At 72.0% G+C, this 19,776-nt stretch carries 19 protein-coding genes; 9 read left to right on the forward strand and 10 right to left on the reverse strand.

Annotated elements, in window-relative coordinates; all coding sequences use genetic code 11:
* Positions 1–31: 31 nt before the first annotated feature.
* The 6 genes from gyrB to dnaA form a co-directional block, all read right to left on the reverse strand.
* Complete coding sequence (gene gyrB / locus ACFZBX_RS05675) at positions 32–2,062, reverse strand: DNA topoisomerase (ATP-hydrolyzing) subunit B (protein WP_391531680.1); 2,031 nt, start codon at positions 2,060–2,062, stop codon at positions 32–34.
* 251 nt (positions 2,063–2,313) lie between these two features.
* Entirely contained in the window at positions 2,314–2,835 is a 522-nt protein-coding gene (locus ACFZBX_RS05680) for a DciA family protein (RefSeq protein ID WP_350543082.1), read from the reverse strand.
* Positions 2,836–3,031: 196 nt separating this feature from the next.
* The gene (recF, locus tag ACFZBX_RS05685; RefSeq protein WP_391531681.1) at positions 3,032–4,165 is read right to left on the reverse strand and encodes a DNA replication/repair protein RecF; all 1,134 of its coding nucleotides are present in this window, start codon (positions 4,163–4,165) and stop codon (positions 3,032–3,034) included.
* Positions 4,166–4,207: 42 nt separating this feature from the next.
* Entirely contained in the window at positions 4,208–5,083 is an 876-nt protein-coding gene (gene gnd / locus ACFZBX_RS05690; RefSeq protein ID WP_391531682.1) for a phosphogluconate dehydrogenase (NAD(+)-dependent, decarboxylating), read from the reverse strand.
* Positions 5,084–5,295: 212 nt separating this feature from the next.
* A complete protein-coding gene (dnaN, locus tag ACFZBX_RS05695) occupies positions 5,296–6,426 on the reverse strand; it encodes a DNA polymerase III subunit beta (protein WP_380753506.1) in 1,131 nt (376 codons plus the stop codon).
* 953 nt (positions 6,427–7,379) lie between these two features.
* Positions 7,380–9,215, reverse strand: a complete 1,836-nt coding sequence (dnaA, locus tag ACFZBX_RS05700; protein ID WP_391531683.1) for a chromosomal replication initiator protein DnaA — start codon at positions 9,213–9,215, stop codon at positions 7,380–7,382.
* A gap of 354 nt (positions 9,216–9,569) precedes the next feature.
* Between dnaA and rpmH the strand changes: the two genes are divergently transcribed.
* The 9 genes from rpmH to ACFZBX_RS05745 all read left to right on the forward strand — a co-directional run bounded on the left by rpmH (position 9,570) and on the right by ACFZBX_RS05745 (position 16,374).
* On the forward strand, positions 9,570–9,707 hold the full coding sequence (gene rpmH / locus ACFZBX_RS05705; RefSeq protein ID WP_030059672.1) for a 50S ribosomal protein L34: 138 nt from the start codon (positions 9,570–9,572) through the stop codon (positions 9,705–9,707).
* 18 nt (positions 9,708–9,725) lie between these two features.
* Positions 9,726–10,154, forward strand: a complete 429-nt coding sequence (gene rnpA / locus ACFZBX_RS05710) for a ribonuclease P protein component (protein ID WP_391531684.1) — start codon at positions 9,726–9,728, stop codon at positions 10,152–10,154.
* Positions 10,151–10,522, forward strand: a complete 372-nt coding sequence (gene yidD / locus ACFZBX_RS05715) for a membrane protein insertion efficiency factor YidD (protein WP_380753498.1) — start codon at positions 10,151–10,153, stop codon at positions 10,520–10,522. Before rnpA ends, yidD begins: the two co-directional genes overlap by 4 nt.
* Positions 10,519–11,694, forward strand: a complete 1,176-nt coding sequence (gene yidC, locus ACFZBX_RS05720) for a membrane protein insertase YidC (protein ID WP_391531685.1) — start codon at positions 10,519–10,521, stop codon at positions 11,692–11,694. Before yidD ends, yidC begins: the two co-directional genes overlap by 4 nt.
* 85 nt (positions 11,695–11,779) lie before the next feature.
* On the forward strand, positions 11,780–12,310 hold the full coding sequence (locus ACFZBX_RS05725) for a protein jag (protein ID WP_391531686.1): 531 nt from the start codon (positions 11,780–11,782) through the stop codon (positions 12,308–12,310).
* A 175-nt stretch (positions 12,311–12,485) separates the two neighbouring features.
* Complete coding sequence (gene rsmG / locus ACFZBX_RS05730; protein ID WP_380753490.1) at positions 12,486–13,325, forward strand: 16S rRNA (guanine(527)-N(7))-methyltransferase RsmG; 840 nt, start codon at positions 12,486–12,488, stop codon at positions 13,323–13,325.
* A gap of 257 nt (positions 13,326–13,582) precedes the next feature.
* Positions 13,583–14,557 (forward strand): ParA family protein, encoded by a 975-nt coding sequence (locus ACFZBX_RS05735; RefSeq protein ID WP_391531687.1) that lies wholly within the window; start codon positions 13,583–13,585, stop codon positions 14,555–14,557.
* On the forward strand, positions 14,554–15,633 hold the full coding sequence (locus ACFZBX_RS05740; protein ID WP_391531688.1) for a ParB/RepB/Spo0J family partition protein: 1,080 nt from the start codon (positions 14,554–14,556) through the stop codon (positions 15,631–15,633). The genes ACFZBX_RS05735 and ACFZBX_RS05740 overlap by 4 nt, the downstream gene beginning before the upstream one ends.
* 123 nt (positions 15,634–15,756) lie before the next feature.
* A complete protein-coding gene (locus tag ACFZBX_RS05745; RefSeq protein WP_344330057.1) occupies positions 15,757–16,374 on the forward strand; it encodes a GNAT family N-acetyltransferase in 618 nt (205 codons plus the stop codon).
* A gap of 99 nt (positions 16,375–16,473) precedes the next feature.
* On the opposite strand, the gene trxA is transcribed toward ACFZBX_RS05745, so the two are convergent.
* From trxA to sigM, 4 genes are all read right to left on the reverse strand, one after another.
* Positions 16,474–16,800, reverse strand: coding sequence for a thioredoxin (trxA, locus tag ACFZBX_RS05750; RefSeq protein WP_344330044.1), 327 nt, complete (start codon positions 16,798–16,800; stop codon positions 16,474–16,476).
* A gap of 135 nt (positions 16,801–16,935) precedes the next feature.
* The gene (trxB, locus tag ACFZBX_RS05755) at positions 16,936–17,901 is read right to left on the reverse strand and encodes a thioredoxin-disulfide reductase (protein WP_391531689.1); all 966 of its coding nucleotides are present in this window, start codon (positions 17,899–17,901) and stop codon (positions 16,936–16,938) included.
* Positions 17,902–18,074: 173 nt separating this feature from the next.
* Entirely contained in the window at positions 18,075–19,025 is a 951-nt protein-coding gene (locus ACFZBX_RS05760; protein WP_391531690.1) for an anti-sigma factor family protein, read from the reverse strand.
* The gene (sigM, locus tag ACFZBX_RS05765; RefSeq protein ID WP_391531691.1) at positions 19,022–19,756 is read right to left on the reverse strand and encodes an RNA polymerase sigma factor SigM; all 735 of its coding nucleotides are present in this window, start codon (positions 19,754–19,756) and stop codon (positions 19,022–19,024) included. The genes ACFZBX_RS05760 and sigM overlap by 4 nt, the downstream gene beginning before the upstream one ends.
* Positions 19,757–19,776 lie beyond the last annotated feature (20 nt).

Here is a 19,776-nt window from a genome sequence, read left to right on the forward strand (position 1 = left end):
GACTGGTACGTGCGGGGCCTGGGTGCAGGCGTCACACGTCCAGGAAGCGGACGTCCTTGGCGTTGCGCTGGATGAAGGAGCGACGGGCCTCGACGTCCTCGCCCATCAGGACGGAGAACAGCTCGTCGGCGCGGGCGGCGTCCTCCAGGGTGACCTGGAGCAGCAGGCGGTGGGCCTGGTCCATGGTGGTGACCCGGAGCTCCTCGGCGTTCATCTCGCCGAGACCCTTGAACCGCTGGATCGCGTCGTCCTTGGGCAGGCGGCGGCCGGCGGCCACGCCCGCCGCGATCACGGCGTCGCGCTCGCGGTCCGAGTAGACGTACTCGAAGTCGTCCTTGCCCCACTTGATCTTGTACAGCGGCGGCATCGCCAGGTAGACGTAGCCGGACTCGACCAGCGGCCGCATGAAGCGGAACAGCAGGGTGAGCAGCAGCGTCCGGATGTGCTGACCGTCGACGTCGGCGTCGGCCATCAGCACGATCTTGTGGTACCGGAGCTTGGCCTCGTCGTAGTCCTCCTGGATGCCGCAGCCGAAGGCCGAGATCAGCGCCTGGACCTCGGTGTTCTGCAGCACCTTGTCGATCCGGGCCTTCTCGACGTTCAGGATCTTGCCGCGGATCGGCAGGATGGCCTGGATCCGCGGGTCGCGGCCCTGCTTGGCCGAGCCGCCGGCGGAGTCACCCTCGACGATGAAGATCTCGCACTCGGCCGGGTCCTTGGACTGGCAGTCGCTGAGCTTGCCGGGCAGCGAGGCGGACTCCAGCAGGCCCTTGCGACGGGTGAGGTCGCGCGCCTTGCGGGCGGCGACGCGCGCGGTGGCGGCCTGGATGGACTTGCGGATGATGTCCGCGGCCTCGTTGGGGTTGCGGTCCAGCCAGTCGTTGAGGTGCTCGTGGACGACCTTCTGGACGAAGGTCTTCGCCTCGGTGTTGCCGAGCTTGTCCTTGGTCTGGCCCTCGAACTGCGGCTCGCCGAGCTTGACCGAGATGATCGCGGTCAGGCCCTCGCGGATGTCCTCGCCGGAGAGGTTGTCGTCCTTCTCGCGGAGCAGCTTCTTGTCCCGCGCGTAGCGGTTGACCAGGCCGGTCAGCGCGGCGCGGAAGCCCTCCTCGTGGGTGCCGCCGCCGTGGGTGTGGATGGTGTTGGCGAAGGAGTAGACCCCCTCGGTGTACGAGGAGTTCCACTGCATGGCGATCTCCACCGAGATCGCCTTGTCCTTGTCCTCCGCCTCGAAGTCGATCACCGAGGGGTGGACGGCCTCGCCCTTGCGGGAGTTGAGGTGGGCGACGAAGTCGGCGATGCCGCCGTCGTACTTGTACGTGACGGAGAGCGGCTTGCCCTCCTCGTCGACGTGCTCGGGGCGCTCGTCGGTCAGCGCGATGGTCAGGCCCTTGTTGAGGAACGCCATCTCCTGGAACCGGCGGGAGAGCGTCTCGAAGGAGTAGACCGTGGTCTCGAAGATCTCCGGGTCGGCCCAGAAGGTGACGCTGGTGCCGGTGCGCTCGGTGGCCTCGTGCTGGGACAGCGGGGCGGTCGGGGTGCCGGCCTTGTACTCCTGCGTCCAGCGGTGGCCGTCGGTGTGGATCTCCACCGCGAGCCGGGTGGAGAGCGCGTTCACCACCGAGACGCCGACGCCGTGCAGACCGCCGGAGACCGCGTAGCCGCCGTTGCCGAACTTGCCGCCCGCGTGCAGAACCGTCAGCACGACCTCGACGGCCGGCTTGCCCTGGCCCGGCATGATGCCGACCGGGATGCCTCGGCCGTTGTCGATCACGCGCACGCCGCCGTCGGCCAGCAGCCTCACGTCGATGGTGTCCGCGTGCCCGGCCATCGCCTCGTCGACGGAGTTGTCCACGATCTCCTGCACCAGGTGGTGCAGGCCGCGCTCACCGGTCGAGCCGATGTACATGCCGGGGCGCTTGCGGACGGCGTCGAGGCCCTCCAGCACCTGGATGGCGCTCGCGTCGTAGGACCTGTCGGACTGGTCGGTCTGGTCTGGGATCTGGCTGGGGTTGCCGGAATCGGCCACGAAGCGCCCTCTCTGGCACAGCGCGGGCCGCATCCCCGCTCCCTCTGCGGGCGGGCGTGCGACCACGGCGTTTCGACTCGGTTGCCACTAGCAACAGTGTTTGGCCCCCAGTCTACCGGTACGACTGACATCGATGGGCGTTTGGCAGCCTCTGAGGGCAGAAATGGCGCCCTGAATCCCCTCGGGACATGTCCCGATACTCGCCCGGGGGGCTCAGAGCGCCTGGCAGGGCCGTCAGGGGTTCCGGAGGATTACGGTCCGCTCCGCCCGCGGGCCCTCCGGGCTCAGCCCCAGGTGTCGCCGGGACCCTTGCTGCCGGGGGCGCGCAGCCGGCCGTAGCCGCGCACCGGGGCGGCGGGGCCGAGCACCTTGATGGTGCGGACCGTGCCGTGGCCCAGCTCATGGTTCAGACGGGCCACCAACTGCCGCGCCAGCCAGCGGAGTTGGGTGGCCCAGGCGGTGGAGTCGCACTGCACCGTGAGCACCGCGGCCTCGTCGTCGTAGGCGGTGGGCGTACAGTGCGCGGCGATGTCCGGCCCGACGATCTGCGGCCAACGGCCCATCACCCCGCCGACCGCGGCCGAGGACTCCCAGCCCCGCTCGGTCAGCAGCCGGGTCAGCGCCGCCCCCAGCGGCACCGGGTCGCGGCCGTCCGAGCGGGCCCCGCTGCGCAGGCCGTGCCGCTTCGCCTCGCGCTTCTCGCGCACCTGCTCACCGCGCTGGCGGGCCTGCGCCCGCGCCGCCCGCAGCGCCGAACGCGCCAGGTCGGCACCGGTCGGCCCGGGGTGCTCCGCCGAATCGCTCACGGCGATCTCCTTATCCCCACCCTGTGGACAACGGTGAGCCGTCCAGCGTACGGGAGCCGGGCGGGCACGCGGCGGCTCGGGTGGGCGGTCCCGGGGGTATCGACAGGGGGGTGCGGACACGGGTGTGCGACCGCCGGCGGCGGGCGGTCGGGCGTGGTCGGGCACGGGCGGGGCGCGGTCGCGCGCGGTCGAGTGGTCAGCCGTCGACGCGCTGGACGTCGCCGTCGGCGACCGTGTACCGGGCGCCGGCCAGCGCCTTCGGCACGTCCTCGGCCACCGCCGCGGTCACCAGCACCTGCTCGCCGCCGGCCACCAGCTCGGCCAGCCGGTCGCGGCGGGCGGCGTCCAGCTCGGCGAAGACGTCGTCCAGGATCAGCACCGGCTCGCCCCCGTCGGAGCGCAGCAGCTCGTACGACGCCAGCCGCAGCGCCAGCGCGAAGGACCAGGACTCGCCGTGGCTGGCGTAGCCCTTGGCAGGCAGCGGGCCGAGCTTGAGCACCAGCTCGTCGCGGTGCGGGCCGACCAGGGTGATCCCCCGCTCGACCTCCTGCTTGCGGGCCGTCCGCAGCGCCTGCAGCAGCTGCTCCTCGGCCTGCTCGCGGCTGGTCGGCAGCTCGCCCTCGAAGGAGCTGCGGTACTCCAGCGCGGTGTCGCCGCCGCCCGGCGCGAGCTGCCCGTAGGCGGCCGTGACCAGCGGCTGGAGGGCGGCCACCAGCTGGAGGCGGAAGGCGGTGAGTTCGGCGCCGGCCCGGGCCAGGTGGCCGTCCCAGACCTCCAGGGTGGAGAGGTCGGCGCCCTTGCCGCCGCCGGCCCGGCGGGCCATCGCGGCGGTCTTCAGCAGGGCGTTGCGCTGCTTGAGCACCCGCTCGTAGTCCTGCCGGACCCCGGCCAGCCGGGGCGCGCGGGCGGTCAGCAGCTCGTCCAGGAAGCGCCGGCGCTCCCCCGGGTCGCCCTTGACCAGGGCGAGGTCCTCGGGGGCGAACAGCACGGTGCGCAGCAGGCCCAGCACATCGCGCGGGCGCACGTTGTCGGAGCGGTTGATCCGGGCCCGGTTGGCCTTGCCGGGGGTGATCTCCAGCTCGACCAGGGTGGAGCGGCCGCGGTCCACCACCGAGGTGCGGATCACCGCGCGCTCGGCGCCCAGCCGGATCAGCGGGGCGTCGGTGGCCACCCGGTGGCTGCCCAGGGTGGCGACGTAGCCGACCGCCTCGACCAGGTTGGTCTTGCCCTGGCCGTTGGGGCCGACGAAGGCCGTCACGCCCGGGTCGAGGGCGACCTCGGCCCGGGCGTAGGAACGGAAGTCGGCGAGCGACAGGTGCGCGACGTGCATGACGGTGGACTGCGCTCGCCTTCTGGGGAGGGACTGCGGGGACTACTTCGACTCGACCGCGTGGCCGCCGAACTGGTTGCGCAGCGCGGCGATCATCTTCATCTGCGGCGAGTCCTCCTGGCGGGAGGCGAAGCGGGCGAACAGCGAGGCGGTGATCGCCGGCAGCGGCACGGCGTGGTCGATCGCGGCCTCGACGGTCCAGCGGCCCTCGCCCGAGTCGGCGGCCCAGCCCTTGAGCTTGGCCAGGTGCTCGTCGTCGTCCAGGGCGCGCACGGCCAGGTCGAGCAGCCAGGAGCGGATCACGGTGCCCTCCTGCCAGCTGCGGAAGACCTCGCGGACGTCGGTGACCTCGGGGGCGGCCTCCAGCAGCTCCCAGCCCTCGGCGAAGGCCTGCATCATCGCGTACTCGATGCCGTTGTGGACCATCTTGGCGAAGTGGCCGGCGCCGACGGCGCCCGCGTGCACCGAGCCGAAGTCGCCCTCGGGCTTGAGCGCGTCGAAGACCGGCTGGACCTTGGCCACGTGCTCGGCGTCGCCGCCGTACATCAGCGCGTAGCCGTTCTCCAGGCCCCAGACGCCGCCGGAGACACCGCAGTCGACGAAGCCGATGCCCTTGGCGGCCAGCGCCTCGGCGTGCTTGATGTCGTCGGTCCAGCGGGAGTTGCCGCCGTCGACGACCACGTCACCGGGCGAGAGCAGCTCGGCCAGCTCGTCCACGGTGGCCTGGGTGGCGGCGCCCGCCGGGACCATGACCCAGACGACCCGCGGGCCCTGCAGCTTGGAGACCAGCTCCTGGAGGCTCTCGACGTCGGAGATGTCGGGGTTGCGGTCGTAGCCGATGACGGTGTGGCCGGCGCGGCGGATCCGCTCGCGCATGTTGCCGCCCATCTTGCCGAGACCGATGAGGCCGAGCTCCATAGCCAAATCCTTACCTGTGGTGACGTCCCTGCGGGCGGCGCCGTTGCCGCGCCACCTTGAGCCTACGTGCTGGAGCGGAAGGGCCTCCGCGTGGTCGGGCCGACCGGGGGAGGGTTCCACAGGTTTGTGCACAGGGCTGTGGACGGAGCCGTGGAGGAACGGCTCCCGGGCCGGTCCGGTGGCGGCCGGACCGGCCCGGGAGCGGTGTCGGCTCAGCCGGAGAGGCGGACCGGCATGATCAGGTACTGGTAGGCCTCGTCCGCCTCGGAGTCCACCGCGGCCTTGCCGCTGAGCAGCGCGGGCTTGGTCGGGGTGGTGAAGCTCAGCTGGGCGTAGGCGGAGTCGATGGCCTTGAGGCCCTCCTCCAGGTAGCCCGGGTTGAACGCGATCGAGATGGCGTCGCCCTCCAGCGAGGCGTCGATCCGCTCGGTGGCCTGGGCGTCGTCGCCGGAGCCGGCCTCCAGGGTGAGCACGCCCTCCTCGAAGTTCAGCCGGACCGGGGTGTTGCGCTCGGCGACCAGGGAGACGCGCTTGAGGGCCTCCAGGAAGGGCTGGGTCTGGATCGCCGCGATCGCGTTGAACTCGGTCGGGAAGAGGCTGCGGTACTTGGGGAACTCGCCCTCCAGCAGGCGGGTGGTGGTCCGCCGGCCGGCGCCCTCGAAGCCGATCAGGCCCTCGCCCGCGCCGCCCGAGGAGAGCGCGATGGAGACGCTGTCGCCGCTGCCCAGGGACTTGGCGATGTCCTGGAGGGTCTTGGCCGGGACCAGCGCGACCGCCGAGATGTCGGACTGCTCGGGCTTCCACAGCAGCTCGCGGACCGCGAAGCGGTAGCGGTCGGTGGCGGCCAGGGTGATCCGGTCGCCCTCGATCTCGACCCGGACGCCGGTGAGCACCGGCAGGGTGTCGTCGCGGCCGGCGGCCACGGCGGCCTGGCTGACCGCGGAGGCGAAGACGTCCCCGGGGACGGTGCCGGTCGCGGTCGGCATCTGGGGCAGCGCCGGGTACTCGTCCACCGGGAGGGTGGGCAGGGTGAACCGGGAGCTGCCGCAGACCACGCTGACCCGCTGGCCGTCGGTGGAGATCTCCACAGGCCTGTTGGGAAGGTTGCGCGAGATGTCGTTGAGCAGCCGGCCGGAGACCAGCACGGTGCCGGCCTCCTCGATGTCGGCCTCCAACTCGACCCGGGCCGAGACCTCGTAGTCGAAGCCGGACAGCGCCAGGCTGCCGTCCTGGGCCGTCAGCAGCAGGCCGGCCAGCACCGGCACCGGCGGCCGTGCCGGGAGGCTGCGGGCAGCCCAGGCCACCGCCTCCGCGAGGACGTCACGCTCCACCCGGAACTTCACCGGTAACCGCCTCCTGGATCGAGCGCTCCCGCTCGCACGTCTGGTTCTTCTGATCTTGGTCTTCGGCGCGGCTGGCCGCCGAGCTCCGCCGCTCCGCTTCCAGTCGCCGAGGACAGTCTGACGTACTCCACCGACAGACGGGGCAGACGGGCGGAAGCAACTCGAACGGATGTCGGGGAGCGGTTGTCCACAGATTTCGAGCCCACCCGCTTTTGAACCAGGCGAACGGTCTATAGGTGTAGTGGTAGTAGTAGGGCCTGTGGAAACCGTGGATAACCCTGTTTGCGCAGGTCAGGCCCGGTTTTTTGTCCACAGGACATGTGGATGGCGGCTGTGGACGAACACGGCCCCCTGTGGACGGCGGAGCGTTACCCACAGGGCACGCTGAGTATCCACAGGTTATCCCCAGCACTGTCCCCAGATCCGGGCGTGGTTATCCACGGGCGCCGGTCAACTTTTCGTGACGGCTTTCACACCTGGGCATGAACGGGGGCAGAAGGTTGTCGAACTGTGGACACGCCTGTGGACAACCTGGGGATAACCTCGCCCGGCCTGGGGACAACCGGTGGACAACCCGGACGGCCCACTGACGGGCCCACAATTGTCCACACCCTGTGGATAACGGTTGTGCACAAGTCCACAGGCACCTGACCTGCGCGGAAGAGCGTAGCGGCGGCGGCCCTGTGGAGGAATTCTGGATAACTTCCGGCGCCACGGCCTGTGGATGACGGAGAACCGGCCCCACCTGTGGATTTCCGCCTCGCGCACCGGTGGCGTTCGAATCCCCGGTCAGATGTTCGGCGCGGGCTGTGGACTGGCGGAGCGTCCGTCACCGCCATCCCTGCCCCGCGGCCGCGCCGTGCACACCTGTGGATATGCCGAAAGGGCGCCAGGATCGCTCCTGACGCCCTTTTCCGGCCACCTGGGGCCCGTCCCCCGACGGGCCCGGCCGGCTAGCTCTTGATGCGGTTGGTCAGCTCGGTGACCTGGTTGTAGATCGAGCGCCGCTCGGCCATGAGTGACCGGATCTTGCGGTCGGCGTGCATCACGGTGGTGTGGTCGCGGCCGCCGAACTGCGCGCCGATCTTCGGCAGTGAGAGGTCGGTGAGCTCCCGGCAGAGGTACATGGCGATCTGACGCGCGGTCACCAGCACGCGGCTGCGCGAGGATCCGCAGAGGTCGTCCACCCCGAGCCCGAAGTAGGCGGCGGTCTGCTGCATGATCACCTGGGCGGTGATCTCCGGCCCGGCGTCCTCGTCGCCGCCCGGGATGAGGTCCTTGAGGACGATCCCGGCCAGCTCCAGGTCGACCGGCGCCCGGTTGAGGTTGGCGAAGGCGGTGACCCGGATGAGGGCCCCCTCCAACTCCCGGATGTTCCGAGTGATCCGGGACGCGATGAACTCCAACACGTCGGCGGGAGCGTTGAGTTGCTCCTGGATCGCCTTCTTGCGCAGGATCGCGATCCGGGTCTCCAGCTCCGGCGGGGTGACGTCGGTGATCAGACCCCACTCGAAGCGGTTGCGCAGCCGGTCCTCCAGCGTGGTCAGCAGCTTGGGCGGCCGGTCGGAGGAGAGCACGATCTGCTTGTTGGCGTTGTGCAGGGTGTTGAAGGTGTGGAAGAACTCCTCCTGCGTGGACTCCTTGCTCGCCAGGAACTGCACGTCGTCCACGAGCAGGATGTCCATGTCCCGGTAGCGCTTGCGGAAGGTGTCCGCCTTGCCGTCCCGGATGGAGTTGATGAACTCGTTGGTGAACTCCTCCGAGGACACGTACCGCACCCGGGTACCCGGGAAGAGGCTGCGCGAGTAGTGCCCGATGGCGTGCAGCAGGTGGGTCTTGCCCAGCCCGGACTCGCCGTAGATGAAGAGCGGGTTGTACGCCTTGGCCGGGGCCTCGGCGACCGCCACCGCCGCCGCGTGCGCGAAGCGGTTGCTCGCGCCGATGACGAAGGTGTCGAACAGGTACTTGGGGTTCAGCCGGGCGGCCGGCTCGTCCTTGCGGGAGCCGCCGGCCGGGGGCGCGCCGGGCGGGGCGGGCACACCGGGGACCGCCGGGCGGTCGGTGGCACGCTCGGCGGGGGCCTTCTCCCCGCCGCGGGCGGCGGCCGGACGGGCCGCGGGGGAGCGGCGGCCGGAGGCGGTCCGCGGGTGCTCGCCCGGGCCGGGGCCGTAGGCGCCGCCGAAGAGGTCGCCCTGGGTGGTCGAGGGCGGCGCGGGGACGGGGCGCGGCGCGGGCCGGGGCGCCGGCTCGTCGGGCTCGCGGTAGGCCGGCGGCTGCTCGTGGTAGCCGGGCCAGGCCTGGTTGCCGCCCGCCGGGGCGCCGTACGGCGGGCGGTGCTGCTCGTAGCCGCCGGTGTCGTAGCGGGGCCGCTCGTAGCCCTGCTCGTACTCCGGCTCGTAGTCCTGCTTGTAGTCCTGTTCGTAGGACTGCGGGTAGCCCTGCTCGCCGTAGCCGCCGGCGTCCTGCTCGGACGGGCTCGGGTACGGCTCGGCGGGGGCCTGCGGGCCGGGGGAGGTCGGCATCGCGTTGGCGTCGACCATCACGGCGATCCGCACCGGGCGGGCCAGCTCACGGGAGAGCGCCTCGGTCAGCTGCGGCAGCAGCCGGCCCTCCAGCACCTGCTTGGCCCGCTCGTTCGGGGCCGCCAGCAGGGCGGTGTCGTGCATCATCCACATGGGCTGGGTGCGCTGCACCCACTGCTTGTCCATCTCCCCGATGTCCGGGTCGCCGACCAGCCGCTCTACGACCCTCGCCCAGACCGGGACGAGGTCGCTGTTGACATCAGCCACTGGTGCACGCTTTCCGATGAACAAACCAGACAAGTCCTGCAACGGTAGTCAGCGAACAGAGACGGATCAAGTCGTTGTCCACAGGCTGTGGGTAAACGGGCCCCGAAGGGCTGGTTTGACCCTCGCGCCCCGTCCCGCGTACCGTAACCAGGTCGAGTTGTCGATGGCCGCTGCCGCATGTCCGCGGGTCCGCCCGCTCCATAAGGCGCGCAGCACGGGCGCCGTGGATTGCCTCAAACCCCAGCCGAACTGGGGAAACGGGGCCGGATTTCCGAAACAGGGGAGATCACGCGGACGCACGGTGACGGCCAAGCGACTCCCCGTCATCCTACGATTCACCTCAGGAGCCCCCGAGTGAGCAAGCGCACCTTCCAGCCGAACAACCGTCGTCGCGCGAAGACCCACGGCTTCCGGCTGCGTATGCGTACCCGCGCCGGCCGCGCCATCCTGGCCGCCCGCCGTGGCAAGGGCCGCGCCAGCCTGTCCGCCTGATCCGCACCAGAGTCTGCTGTGCTGCCCTCCGAGAATCGGCTGCGGCGGCGCCAGGACTTCGCGACCGCGGTGAAACGCGGTCGCCGGGCCGGTAGGCCCCTGCTGGTCGTCCATCTCGCCAGAGAGGACGCCACCGGGGGCCGCACCGACCGGACCAGCGACACCCGCCCGCACGTCGCCGAGGGGACTCCTTCGGCGCGTGCGGGTTTCGTCGTGAGCAAGGCCGTCGGCCCGGCGGTCACCCGCAACCTGGTCAAGCGCCGGTTGCGCGATCTCGTGCGTGATCGTCTGTCCCGGCTGCCCGCCGGTAGCCTGATAGTGGTGCGTGCGCTGCCCCCGGCCGCGTCCGCCTCGTACCAGGACCTCGAACGTGACCTGGACGCGGCGCTCAAGCGGCTGCTCAAGGCCGAGCACACCGCCTCGGCGCCGACGGGAACAGGTCGATGAAGTACCTGCTGATGGGTCTGATCAGGGTCTACCAGTGGACCATCAGCCCACTGCTCGGTCCGGTGTGCCGCTACTACCCGTCCTGCTCGCACTACGGCTTCGAGGCCGTGAAGACGCACGGGGCGGTGAAGGGCGGCGCCCTGACCGTGTGGCGCATCCTGCGCTGCAATCCGTGGACTCCCGGCGGGGTCGATCACGTCCCGCCGCGCAAGCATCCGGTGTGGCACCGCCGGCTGCGGGACCGGCTGAAGGGCCGGTCCGCCGCCGACCAGCCGGTGATCACGCCCCCCGCCGGTCCGGACCCCGAGGGCCCGGCGACCATTGGTCCCGTGGGGCCGATCCCAATGTCCAAGGAGCCTGACCGGTGACCTTCTCCTTCCTCAACCCCCTGTACACAGCGGTGTCCTGGATCATCGTCCAGTTCCACTCGCTGTACAGCCACGTTTTCGATCCGAACGGTGGCTGGGCCTGGGGTCTGGCCATCGCCTCGATGGTGGTCGTCATCCGGATCTGCCTGATCCCGCTCTTCGTGAAGCAGATCAAGGCGACCCGGGCCATGCAGGCGATCCAGCCGAAGATGAAGGCCATCCAGGAGCGGTACAAGAACGACCGCCAGCGCCAGTCCGAAGAGATGATGAAGCTGTACAAGGAGGCGGGTACCAACCCGTTCTCCAGCTGCCTTCCCATCCTCGTGCAGGCGCCGTTCTTCACCGCGCTCTACGGTGTGCTCGCCAAGGTCGCCGACGGCAAGCCGATCGGCGTGATCGACGGCACCCTGCTCGACAGCGCCCAGCAGGCCCACATCTTCGGTGCCCCGCTCTCGGCGACCTTCGTCGGCAGCACCGACGTCAGCGTCAAGATCGTCGTCGCGGTGATGATCATCCTGATGTCGGCGTCGCAGTTCGTCACCCAGCGCCAGCTGATGACCAAGAACATCGACCTCACCGTGAAGACGCCGTTCATGCAGCAGCAGAAGATGCTGATGTACGTCTTCCCGATCATGTTCGCCGTGATGGGCATCAACTTCCCGGTCGGTGTCCTGGTCTACTGGCTGACCACCAACGTCTGGTCGATGGGCCAGCAGCTGATCGTCATCCGCAACAACCCGACGCCGGGCAGCAAGGCCTGGGACGAGCGCCAGGACCGGCTGAAGAAGGCCGGCCGGCTGAACCCGGACGGCTCGGTCATCAAGGGCCCGCTGTTCGGCCTGCTCCCCGCGAAGAAGTCGGCCGTCACCGCCGAGGCCGTGGTCGAGGAGTCGGTGCAGGTACGCCGGCAGCAGCCGCGGAAGCAGAGCAAGTCGCAGCGCCAGCACGGCGCCGCCCCGGCGGCGAGCCTGACCAAGGACGCCCCGGCCGAGCAGCCCGCCGACGCCGCCCCGGCGGAGTCCGCCGAGACCGGCGCCGCCGGCTCGTCGGGCGGCACCGGTGCCGCCAAGCAGACCGCGGCCCGTCCGACGGGCGCCAAGTCGGGCGCCGCCCGCCAGCAGGGCGGCCGGCAGCAGCCCAAGCGCGGCGGTCAGCGGCCGAAGAAGAAGTGACCGGTCCACTCCGGACCGCTCCCGCGGCCCCCTGAACCTCGTTACCGGCCCACCACCCGGGCCCGATCTCCTAAGGAGTCCATCAGTGACGGAAGGCATCACCTCCGCCGTCGAGGCCGAGGCCGAGGCCGGCGCCGACGAGAGCCTCGTCGCCCGCCTGGAGCAGGAGGGCGACATCGCGGCGGACTACCTGGAGGGTCTGCTCGACATCGCCGACCTCGACGGTGACATCGACATGGACGTCGAGGGCGACCGCGCCCTGGTCTCCATCGTCGGTGACGGCGACGACCGCTCCCTGCAGCGGCTGGTCGGCCAGGACGGCGAGGTGCTGGAGGCACTGCAGGAGCTGACCCGGTTGGCCGTCCACCGGGAGACCGGCGAGCGCAGCCGCCTCATGCTGGACATCGCCGGCTTCCGGGCCCGCAAGCGCTCGGAGCTGGCGACGCTCGGGGCCCAGGCCGCCGAGCAGGTGAAGAGCTCGGGGGAGCAGGTCAAGCTGCGCCCGATGACCCCGTTCGAGCGCAAGGTCGTCCACGACGCGGTGGCCGCGGCCGGTCTGCGCAGTGAGTCGGAGGGCGAGGAGCCCCAGCGGTGCGTGGTCGTGCTGCCGGCCTGACGGCAGGGTGACCGCCGGCGGCTTTGGCGGTCGGCAAGCGACACGAGGACCCGACCCCGTCCGCCACGCGCGGGCGGGGTCGTCGTCCCTTCGCGGGGCGGTGGCCCGGCGAGAGATGTTTCACGTGAAACGGTGCAGGAGCGGGTCGGTGGATCCGGGGAGCGGAGAGTTCGAGATGGACACGGAGAGCGCGGCTGCCGGCGGGCCGGGAACGGGCGCCGGGAGCCCGGGTGCCGAGGGCGAGGCCGTCGGCGGGCGCCCGGCGGTCGAGCCGCCGCCCGCGCCGCCGGCCGTGGCCCGGGAGGTCTTCGGCGAGCGGTACGACGCCGCGGTCCGCTACACCGAGCTGCTGGCCACCGCGGGGGTGACCCGGGGACTGATCGGCCCGCGTGAGGTGCCCCGGCTCTGGGACCGTCATGTGCTGAACTGCGCCGTGCTCGCCGAGCTGCTTCCGGGCGGCACGACGCTCTGCGACGTCGGCTCCGGCGCCGGTCTGCCCGGCATCCCGGTGGCGCTGGCGCGGCCGGACGTCTCGGTGACCCTGCTGGAGCCGCTGCTGCGCCGCACCACCTTCCTGGAGGAGGTGGTCCGCGAGCTGGGGCTGGAGAACGTCACCGTGCTCCGCGGCCGGGCCGAGGAGATGGTCGGCAAGCTGGCGGTGGACGTGGTGACCGCCCGCGCGGTGGCGCCGCTGGAGCGGCTGGCCGGCTGGGGGCTGCCGCTGCTGCGGCCGCACGGCCAGATGCTGGCGCTCAAGGGCGACAGCGCGGAGCAGGAGCTGGCCGACTCGCGGGCCGGGCTGGCGAAGCTCGGTGCGGTGGAGTGCTCGGTGATCGCGGTCGGCGAGGGCACCCTGGAGACCTCGACCCGGGTGGTCCAGGTCAAGGTGGGGGAGAGCCCGGGCGGCGTGAAGGCGGCGACCCGCCGGGCGAAGGCCGCGGCCAAGGCCGGCCGGGCCGGCGGCTCCGCCCGCGGCGGCGACCGGGGCCGCAGCCCCCGGCGGCGCGGCCGCTGAGCCGGACGTGATGCCTGACACGGGCGGGGTGGTCCACGGATCCCCCGCCCGTGCTGTCTTCCGGTGGTGGTGGCATCCGGGTGACGGGAGGGCGGACCGCAGGACGACATCCGGCCATCGGAGTGTCGCATCGTCAGAATTCCGACATTGCGGGCATGGTGTTTCACGTGAAACGTCGCTCTCTCCTCTCGGGAATCCTCTCGCGCAGCCGGGCGGCGACTGTTGCCGCTCCGGTTTCACGTGAAACACTGAGCCCCATGCAGGACTCGGAGACCATCGACCAGATCGATGACACGCCCATCGCGCGTGCTGCCCAGGCTGCGGTCCAGGCCATCGGCCGAGCGGGCGAAGGACTGCCCCGCCCCGCCGCCACCCGGGTGATGGTGGTGGCCAATCAGAAGGGCGGGGTGGGCAAGACCACCACCACCGTCAACCTCGCCGCCTCGCTGGCCATGCACGGCCTGCGCGTCCTGGTGATCGACCTCGACCCGCAGGGCAACGCCTCGACCGCGCTCGGCATCGACCACCACGCCGAGGTGCCGTCGATCTACGACGTCCTGGTGGAGGGCAAGCCGCTGGCCGACGTGGTGCAGCCGGTGGTCGAGGTCGAGGGGCTGTTCTGCGTGCCCGCCACCATCGACCTGGCCGGCGCCGAGATCGAGCTGGTGTCGCTGGTGGCCCGGGAGAGCCGGCTGCAGCGCGCGATCGCCGCCTATGAGCAGCCGCTGGACTACATCCTGATCGACTGTCCGCCCTCGCTGGGCCTGCTGACGGTCAACGCCCTGGTCGCCGGCCAGGAGGTGCTGATCCCGATCCAGTGCGAGTACTACGCGCTGGAGGGCCTCGGCCAGCTGCTGCGCAACGTCGAGTTGGTCCGGGCGCACCTCAACCAGGCACTGCACGTCTCCACCATCCTGCTCACCATGTACGACGCCCGGACCAGGCTGGCCGCCCAGGTGGCGGAGGAGGTCCGGACGCACTTCCAGCAGGAGGTCCTGCACACCGCGATCCCGCGCTCGGTCCGCATCTCGGAGGCGCCCAGCTACGGTCAGACGGTGCTCACCTACGATCCGGGCTCCACCGGTGCGCTCTCCTACCTGGAGGCCGCCCGGGAGCTGGCACAGCGGGCGGTGTCCGCGGGGGCCGGCGGCTCGTTGGTGGGGCAGCAGCGGGACGGTTCGGGGCAGGGTGCCCCGGGGGCACAGCACGGTACGACGGAGGGCAATCGGTGAGTGGTCGCAGGGGTCTGGGACGAGGGCTGGGGGCGCTGATCGGCCCCGCCGCCCCGGCGGGCGGTGGAGCCGGGACCGGCGCCGCGGCGCAGCCGGCGGCGGCCCCGGTGGCCTCGCCCGGGACGGTCTCGCCGACCGCGGTGCCGGTGCTGCCGTCCGGCCGCGGGACGCTGGCGGCCAAGGCGGCCGCGGAGAGCCTGCGGGAGCAGGCCGTCGAGGCGGAGCTCGCGCGGGTGGACGGCGCCTACTTCGCCGAGCTGCCGCTGGACGCGATCACTCCGAACCCGCGTCAGCCGCGCGAGGTGTTCGACGAGGACAAGCTGGCCGAGCTGGTCGCCTCGATCAAGGAGGTGGGCCTGCTCCAGCCGGTGGTGGTGCGCCAGGCGGCGCCGGGCCGCTTCGAGCTCATCATGGGCGAGCGGCGCTGGCGGGCCTCCCGGGAGGCCGGTCTGGAGCAGATCCCGGCGATCGTCCGGGCCACCGAGGACGACAAGCTGCTGCTGGACGCCCTGCTGGAGAACCTGCACCGGGCCGAGCTCAACCCGCTGGAGGAGGCGGCCGCCTACGACCAGCTGCTGCGGGACTTCTCCTGCACCCATGACGAGCTGGCGGACCGGATCGGGCGCTCCCGGTCGCACGTGTCCAACACCCTGCGGCTGCTGAAGCTGTCGCCGACGGTCCAGCGGAGGGTGGCCGCCGGGGTGCTGACGGCCGGCCACGCCCGGGCGCTGCTGGGGGCTCCGGACATCGAGCGGCAGGAGGAGCTGGCCAAGCGGATCATCACGGAGGGGCTCTCGGTGCGGACCACCGAGGAGCTCGTCGCGCTGATGCAGCGCGAGGAGAAGCCCAAGCGGCCGTCCCCCAAGGCGGGCAAGATCCTCTCACCGGCCTTCAACGACCTGGCGAGCCGGCTCTCCGACCGCTTCGACACCCGGGTGAAGGTCGAGGTCTCGCAGCGGGGCGGCAGGCTCGGCAAGGGCAAGGTGGTCCTGGAGTTCGGCTCGGTGGACGACCTCAACCGGATCCTGGACAGCATGGCGCCCGGCGACGACGGGCTGCGGCTGTCGCAGGGCTGAGCCGGGTCGACCTGGCGTGCCGATGGGTGCATGTTCCGCGTGAGCGCTGTTTCACGTGAAACATGCACCCATCGGCGTTCAGGGGGAATGCTCGACTGTGGAGTGGACGAGGAGGTGCGGGGCATGGGACGCCGGATCGTTCCGCTGACGCTGGACAACCTCGCGGACCTGCCGTCGACCTGCCGCTCCTGCGTGTTCTGGGAGCTGGACCCGGTCAGTGGCCGGGCGGCGGTCGAGTCGGGCAAGCCGGAGCTGGAGAAGGAGGGGTGGATCTCGGCGGTCCTGCTGGAGTGGGGCTCCTGCGGGCGGGTGGTCTACGTGGACGACCGGCCGGCCGGCTTCGTGCTCTACGCCCCGCCCGCGTATGTGCCGAGGGCGCAGTCCTTCCCGACCAGTCCGGTCTCCTCGGACGCCGTTCAGCTGATGGTCAGCAGGGTGCTGCCGGGCTTCCAGCGGCAGGGCATCGGCCGGGTGCTGGTGCAGACGGTGGCCAAGGACCTGCTGGGCCGGGGCTTCCGGGCGATCGAGGCGTTCGGGGCGGTGGGGCGGCAGCCGGTGAGCTGTGTGCTGCCGGCCGAGCACCTGCTGGCGGTGGGCTTCAAGACGGTCCGCCCGCACCACCGTTACCCGCGGCTGCGGCTGGAGGCGCGCACCACGCTCTCCTGGCGGGGGGACGTCGAGGGGGCGCTGGAGCGGCTGCTGGGCGGTGGGCGGAAGGAGCCGGCGCTGCGGCCGTTCTGAGCGCGGCCGCTTTCCGGCGGACGCCGGGTGCCGGTGGACGACGAGGGCGGGGCTCCCGGTGGGGAGCCCCGCCCTCGTGGCGTCCTGGGGGGACGTGCCTCAGATCAGGCCGTCCAGCTCGCGCAGCAGCGCGGCCTTCGGACGGGCACCGGTGATCTGCTTCACCGGCTCGCCGTTCTTGAAGAGGATCAGGGTCGGGATGGAGATGACGTTGTACGCAGCGGCGGTCTGCTGGTTGGCGTCGACGTCGAGCTTGGCGATGGTGAGCTTGTCGCCCTCCTCGGAGGCGATGTCCTCCAGGACCGGGGCCACCTGGCGGCACGGGCCGCACCATTCGGCCCAGAAGTCGACGAGGACGGGCTTGTCGCTCTTGAGGACGTCGGCATCGAACGTCGCATCGGTCACGGTGGTGGTGGCGCCGGCCACGATCACTCCTAAGGGTCGAACGGGGGAGGGGCTGCCAGGTCTACAACGCCGCGCGGGGCGGTTCTGTTTCGGCCCGGCGGGGGTGGGCGTGTTTCACGTGGAACACGCCCACCCGGACGGTGGGGTCGGTGGGGGTCAGACCGCGACGGCGGCGGCCTGGGCCTCCAGGTCGGCCAGCGAGGCCAGGTAGCGCTCGGCGTCCAGGGCGGCGGAGCAGCCGGTGCCGGCGGCCGTGATGGCCTGGCGGTAGGTGTGGTCGACGACGTCGCCGGCGGCGAAGACACCGGGGATGTTGGTGCGGGTGGAGGGGGCCTCGACCTTGAGGTAGCCCTCGGCGTCGAGGTCCAGCTGGCCCTTGAAGAGCTCGGTGCGCGGGTCGTGGCCGATGGCGATGAACAGGCCGGTGACCGGGAGCTCGCGGGTCTCGCCGGTGGTGGTGTCGCGCAGGGTGACACCGGACAGCTTCGGGTCGCCGTGGATGCTCTCGACCGCGCTGTCCCACTCGAAGCTGATCTTCTCGTCGGCGAAGGCGCGCTCCTGCATCGCCTTGGAGGCGCGCAGGGTGTCCCGGCGGTGGATGACCTTGACGCTGCGGGCGAAGCGCGAGAGGAAGGTCGCCTCCTCCAGGGCGGTGTCACCGCCGCCGACCACCGCGATGTCCTGGTCGCGGAAGAAGAAGCCGTCACAGGTCGCGCACCAGGAGACACCGCGGCCGGACAGCTTGTCCTCGTTGGGCAGGCCCAGCTTGCGGTGCTGGGAGCCGGTGGTGACGATCACGGCGCGGGCCTTGTGGACGTTGCCCTCGGAGTCGGTGACGGTCTTGACGTCACCGGTGAGGTCGACGGCCACGATGTCGTCGGGGATCAGCTCGGCGCCGAAGCGCTCGGCCTGCGCCCGCATGTTGTCCATCAGTTCCGGGCCCATGATGCCGTCCCGGAAGCCCGGGAAGTTCTCGACCTCGGTGGTGTTCATCAGCGCACCACCGGCGGTGACGGCCCCCTCGAAGACCAGCGGATTGAGGGAGGCACGGGCCGTGTAGAGCGCAGCCGTGTAGCCGGCCGGGCCGGAACCGATGATGATCACGTTACGGACGTCGCTCACTGCATCTCCTGGTTCGCATCGCGACCCGCGTTTGCTGCGGGGAGGGCGGTCCTGCTCCGCCGCCCGGGACAACGACTGACCAGTGTCTCGCATTCCCAGGAGGATCAGTACCAGGTGCCCGCACTCTGGGAGTGTCGTGCGGCCCGTGGCATGGATCGCACGGGAACCATCGGTCAGCCGGCTGCGACGACGCGGTGCAGCAGGAGGGCGCAGCCGGGGGAGCGGAGGTAGACGTCGAGCTGGTCGGGGTGGCCGGGCAGGGCGTGGACGAGGAGCTCGGCGGGGGCGCCGTCATAGCTGCCGTGGTCGGTGGCCAGCAGGGCGGCGGTGCTGGGCGGCGGGCAGGCGGAGGCGGGGCGGCTGCTGCCGGCCAGGTCCTCGCCGCCCTCGGCGGGCGGTACGGCGGGCGGGCCGGAGCCATCCGAGGGGTTGCCCGCGCCGGCCCCGGCGGAGGGCTTGACGGGCAGCACGGGCCGTTCGGTGGCCGCCTTGGCCTCGGTGAGCAGCTGCCGTACCTGGGCGGCGAGCCGCTCGTCCTGGTAGACGGTGCCGCCGGGTGCCCGGTCGGCCTTGGCCGCGGCGCTCTCCGGGGCGGCCGGGGCCGCGGCGGGGCCGCCGGCGGAGCTGGTGGTGAGGCCGTCGCCCCGCTGGGAGGGGGAGAGCGACAGGAAGGCGCCGCCGAGGCCGAGGGCGAGCAGGGCGGCCGCCGAGCCGAGCAGCAGGGCCCTGCGGCGCCGGGGGCGGCCGGTGCGGCCCGGACCGGTGGCCGTGGAGGGACGGGCCGGTGGAGCGGTCGACGCGGACGGTGTGACGGACCGCACGGACGGGGCCGGGGCGGGGGCGGGGACGGGGGCGGGGCGGTCGTCCTGGGCCGCGGCCGCGAGGGCGGCGTCGATCCGGGCGGCGACATCGGCCGGCATGGCCGGGCTCCCGGCCCCGGCGAGCAGTGTCCGCACCTCGGCGAGCGCCTCGACGGTCTCCCGGCAGTCGGCGCAGCCGGCCAGGTGCCGCCGGAGCGCCTCGGCGTCGGCGGGGGCGAGCAGGTCCTCGGCAAGGTCGGCCAGCTCGTCGACGTCGGGGTGCACGTCTGCGGCGGGGTCGGGGGAGGAGAGGGGCGCCGTCATCGCGTGCTCGCGTCTCCTTCCAGAATCGGCCGGGCTGGATCAGGGGCTGTCCCTGTGACGGTACGGGGCCCCGGTGGGTTCCCGGACGGGCGGAGGGCCCCGGAGGCGGGCGGTGTTTCACGTGAAACACCGCCCGCCTCCGCGGGCTCCTCGCGCAGGTGCCGGACCAGCGGCAGCAGCCGGGCCCGGCCGCGGGCGCAGCGGCTCTTCACCGTGCCGACCGGCACCCCCAGCAGCTCGGCGGCCTCGGCGACGGGGTAGCCCTGCATGTCGACCAGGACGAGTGCGGCCCGCTGCTCGGCGGGCAGCTCGGCGAGGGCGGCGGTCAGTTCGCGGTGCACCTCGGCGCGGACCACCGGGGTGTCGGCCGGTTCGGCGGAGCCGACCAGGGCGTCCAGCCGCTTCGGGTCGTCGTCGAGCGGCTTGGTCCGGCGGGTGGCGGTGCGCCGGGCGCGGTCCAGGCAGGCGTTGACCACGATCCGGTGCAGCCAGGTGGTGACGGCCGAGCGGCCCTGGAAGGTGTGGGCGGAGCGGAAGGCGGAGACCAGGGCGTCCTGCACGGCGTCGGCGGCCTCCTCGCGGTCGCCGAGGGTGCGCAGGGCGACGGCCCAGAGCCGGTCGCGGTGACGGTTCACCAGCCGGCCGAAGGCCTCCCGGTCACCCGCGACGTGGCGGGCGAGGAGCGCCGCGTCGTCGTCGCCGCGCTCCGGTCCGTCCTCCGCCACGTCCACCCCTCGCCGTTCGCGCCACG

Origin of the sequence: Kitasatospora sp. NPDC008115, assembly GCF_042957205.1 — a bacterium.
Lineage (GTDB): Bacteria > Actinomycetota > Actinomycetes > Streptomycetales > Streptomycetaceae > Kitasatospora.